Source organism: Polaromonas sp. CG_9.11 (assembly GCF_015752225.1).
Classification (GTDB): domain Bacteria; phylum Pseudomonadota; class Gammaproteobacteria; order Burkholderiales; family Burkholderiaceae_C; genus Polaromonas.
Window position 1 is genome coordinate 1 of the sequence record NZ_JADOVE010000057.1, and the last position, 3,747, is coordinate 3,747.

General features: G+C 51.4%; 4 protein-coding genes and 1 pseudogene. 4 read left to right on the forward strand and 1 reads right to left on the reverse strand.

From position 1 onward, the window contains the following. Window positions 1-146: 146 nt before the first annotated feature. The 4 genes from folE to IWX85_RS19970 all read left to right on the forward strand — a co-directional run bounded on the left by folE (window position 147) and on the right by IWX85_RS19970 (window position 3,014). Entirely contained in the window at window positions 147-869 is a 723-nt protein-coding gene (folE, locus tag IWX85_RS19955) for a GTP cyclohydrolase I (protein WP_036805763.1), read from the forward strand. Window positions 870-873: 4 nt separating this feature from the next. Then, entirely contained in the window at window positions 874-1,296 is a 423-nt protein-coding gene (locus IWX85_RS19960; RefSeq protein ID WP_196870959.1) for a BLUF domain-containing protein, read from the forward strand. Window positions 1,297-1,357: 61 nt separating this feature from the next. Continuing rightward, window positions 1,358-2,191 (forward strand): DUF429 domain-containing protein, encoded by an 834-nt coding sequence (locus IWX85_RS19965; protein ID WP_196870960.1) that lies wholly within the window; start codon window positions 1,358-1,360, stop codon window positions 2,189-2,191. Between the two features lie 280 nt (window positions 2,192-2,471). Then, the gene (locus IWX85_RS19970; protein WP_370584340.1) at window positions 2,472-3,014 is read left to right on the forward strand and encodes a BON domain-containing protein; all 543 of its coding nucleotides are present in this window, start codon (window positions 2,472-2,474) and stop codon (window positions 3,012-3,014) included. A 97-nt stretch (window positions 3,015-3,111) separates the two neighbouring features. Here the strand turns inward: IWX85_RS19970 and IWX85_RS19975 are convergent. Then, window positions 3,112-3,606, reverse strand: a pseudogene (locus IWX85_RS19975) (IS701 family transposase); the annotation flags it as partial. Between the last annotated feature and the right edge of the window lie 141 nt (window positions 3,607-3,747).

Below are 3,747 nucleotides of genomic sequence, written 5' to 3' on the forward strand. Positions count from 1 at the left end.
GCGTTTCTTTCGACTGGCTGGTCTGAAGGACGCATGCTATATGCCCTTGGCCCACCCGTTTCCTTAACGATGCAGTTTGTTCTTGAATCCGCGAGCTTATTTTTCCACATTCAAGACATGTTTAAAGGGGGCTGGTAATATCTGCCATGCTTATGAAAACTACTACAACCCTTCAGGATGTGACAGACGAGGGAGTGCCCGTTTCCATGAAGATACGCGAACGCCTGGTCCAGGCACGTAAGCGTTTTCATGCGAATGACAACATATCCAGTTTTATTGAGCCTGGCGAACTGGAGCGCTTGCTTGATGAGGTGGAGACCAAGATGCAAGGCGTTCTGGACAGTCTGGTTATCGACACTGTGGGTGATCACAACACTGGCAACACAGCACGCCGGGTTGCCAAGATGTACCTGAACGAAGTCTTCAATGGACGCTACGTAGCAGCGCCCAATATCACCGAGTTTCCCAATGCCGAGCACCTGAACGAGTTGATGATCGTCGGACCCATTACCGTTCGCAGTGCTTGTTCACACCATTTCTGCCCGGTGATCGGCAAAATATGGATTGGTGTCATGCCCAACGAACATACCAACGTGATCGGCTTGTCCAAATACGCGCGCCTGGCCGAATGGGTCATGGGACGTCCGCAAATTCAGGAAGAAGCTGTAGTGCAACTGGCTGACCTGATCATGGAAAAAACCCAGCCTGACGGCCTGGCCATCGTCATGGAGGCAAGCCATTACTGCATGGCTTGGCGTGGCGTCAAGGACATGGACAGCAAGATGATTAATTCAGTCATGCGCGGCGTGTTTCTCAAGGACTCGACCTTGCGCCGCGAATTTCTCGCACTTATTCCAAGAAAAGGTTGAATCCATGCTGGTTCGTTTGCTCTATGCAAGTCGCGCTGTGGACATGGGCGACGAAACCATCTCCAGCATCTTGGCTCACTCCCGCCAGTACAACCCGGCACTGGGAATTACCGGCATTCTCTGCTACGGAGGGGGCATTTTTCTGCAGGCCATTGAAGGCGGACGCATGGCTGTGAGTGAACTGTATGGGCATATCTTGAAAGACCCGCGCCACAAGGATGTGGTGCTGCTGGATTTTGAGGAAATTTCAGAACGCCGTTTTGGCGGATGGACCATGGGAACTGTCAACTTGCTCAAGCTGAACCATTCCATCTTGTTGAAATATTCCGAGAAGGCCGAACTTGATCCCTATGCCGCGTCCGGCAAAGTGTCCATGGCCCTCCTTGAGGAATTGATGGCCACGGCTTCCATCATCGGTCGGGCCTGAAAAATAGCCAGCGAGCCCGTGGTTGCTCCTGAGCGAACTACCTCAGCGGCGCAAGGATACGATGAGAACGCCTGGTTTGATTCCCGAATTATTGGTTGGATGCGATTTTTCCAGCAGTCCTACCCGACGCAAACCGATTGTGATGGCTTCGGGAACCTCGCTGAAAGGCCGCGTACTTCTATCAGTGCTGGAACGCCTTGATTCGCTACATGCATTTGATCAATGGTTGCGCCAAGACCGCCAGTGGCTTGGGGCGTTTGATTTCCCTTTCGGATTGCCGCGCGAACTTCTCAAACACTTGGGCTGGCCTACGCAGTGGATTGAGTCGATGAATCACTATGCCAGTTTGAGCCGGCTTGAGATTCGCAACACGTTTGCAGCATTTTGCGATGCCCGCCCTATCGGAAAAAAATTTGCCCATCGCGCGACTGACATACCATCTGGTGCCAGTCCCTCCATGAAGTGGGTAAACCCACCGGTCGCCTTCATGCTTCACGCAGGCATTCCACGGCTTGTAGCTGCTGGTGTCAACATTCCCGGTCTTCACCCAGGTGACACCAGGCGCAATGCGCTAGAAGGGTATCCTGGGATGTTGGCTCGCGAAGTATTGGGAAATCGGTCTTACAAAAGCGATGACAGGGTCAAACAGACTCCTGAGCGGCTTATTGCGCGCAAAGACCTGATCACTGCACTGGAGCATGGGCAGACACGTTTGGGCTTGCGCTTGAAGGTCAGCCATGCGCAGCGCGATGCCTTGGTCGATGATGGAAGCGGCGACAGCCTGGACGCTGTGTTGTGCCTGATGCAGGCCGCTTGGGCAGCGCAACAAGGCGCACCTGGATATGGTTTGCCTGCTGACATGGATACGCTGGAAGGATGGATTGTGACGGCTTGAATGTTCTGCTGAATCGGGGCAGAGTAAATGAAATGCATCGGCTGCGAGTGCCGATGACTCAATACTGTGAAGACATGAAGAATTTCAAGGATTGAGTTTGACACGAAATGGTTCTCATGCTGCCTAGCAAGAATTTACGCATGAGTAACGGATTCTTTGTTTTTCGCCTATGTGCCACCGCTGACGGTTAGCGGGTGGCACAAATGGCGAGAAAACAAGGTTAAAAAATTAGTTTTACGGCATGATTTTTGGGATTTTTAATCGATGAAAAGGTTATTTCGTGAAAAAAATACATTCGCAAAGTACAACCCTTGCTGTTTTTGGGTGGCACACAGGCTTCTTCGTTGTCACGTCGCTGGCCATCGTAATGGCTCTAAGTGGATGCAATAAGCTTGACGACAATCAAACGGCCGGTCAAAAGCTTGACTTAGCGATTGGCAAGACAGAAAAGGCTGCCGCAGAGGCAAGAGTTCAGGGTGAGCAGTCAAGCGCTGACGTGAAGGCTAAAACCGAGGCTATATTTGCCAAAGCAGGTGATGCACTGAAAAATGCCACCGAAAATGCCGAATCCTCTGCCAATGTGTTTGCAAATAAAGCCATCAACAAGATCGATGACTTGGCAATAACTACTGCAATTTCGTCGGAGCTGCTGAAAGACGCGGAGATCAAATTTTTCCGAATCAATGTTGATACGAAAGACGGGGCAGTGGTATTGAAAGGCACCGTGCCTACAGACCTTGTGCGGGAAAGGGCGGCGGCGATTGCCAAAACGTTCAGCGGTGTTCAGTCGGTTGACAATCAACTGGTGATTAAAGCCAAATGACTAAAGCACTACATCACAGGTTTGTCCGGGTTAACTGCACTACTTGGCGTCGTCAATATAAGGGCATTGCTGCTGTTGTTTGGATTGCATTTAGGACTTACGCATTGACAGCTGCACGAAATTGTGGATTCAAGTGGTCTTTGCCAGGAATGAAGCCTGTGACAAAAGCGGCGACTACATTGGTAAACAATTCTGTCTTCCATTGGTAGGCGTTGACGATGGCGTGGGTGAACTGCATTTCTTGCAACTGCACAAAACTGCACAGCGCCGCAAAAATATGGTTCAGTATGGGCACTTTGCCGCGCACCTGGAAGCGCTCGACGTTGCATGCCTGCTTGAGCATGCGGTGGTATTGCTCGATCTTCCAATGCTGGTCGTGCAGCTTTTGGAAGTCCGCACGCCCGAAGGTGTTGTAGCCATCGGCGTCTAGCAGGCCAACCACGTAATGGCGCAACTGGTCTTTTAGTCGCGTCCGAAACAGTTTGACCAGTCCAACATTGCGCAGCCACACCGTCTGGCCTTCATCGGGAATATCGAGTTTTTGCACCTGCACCCACGTGCCTTTTTCCACTGACACCGTGCGGTTGGCTTGCCACTTCAAACATCAACTGTTGTCGCCGACCGAAAGTTGACCACCTGGGGGTGCGGCGGAAAACTTGGACTACTTGAAAGTAGTTCATGTATTCTTACGAAGACCGCATTCGCGCCGTCAGGCTCTACATAAAACTCGGCA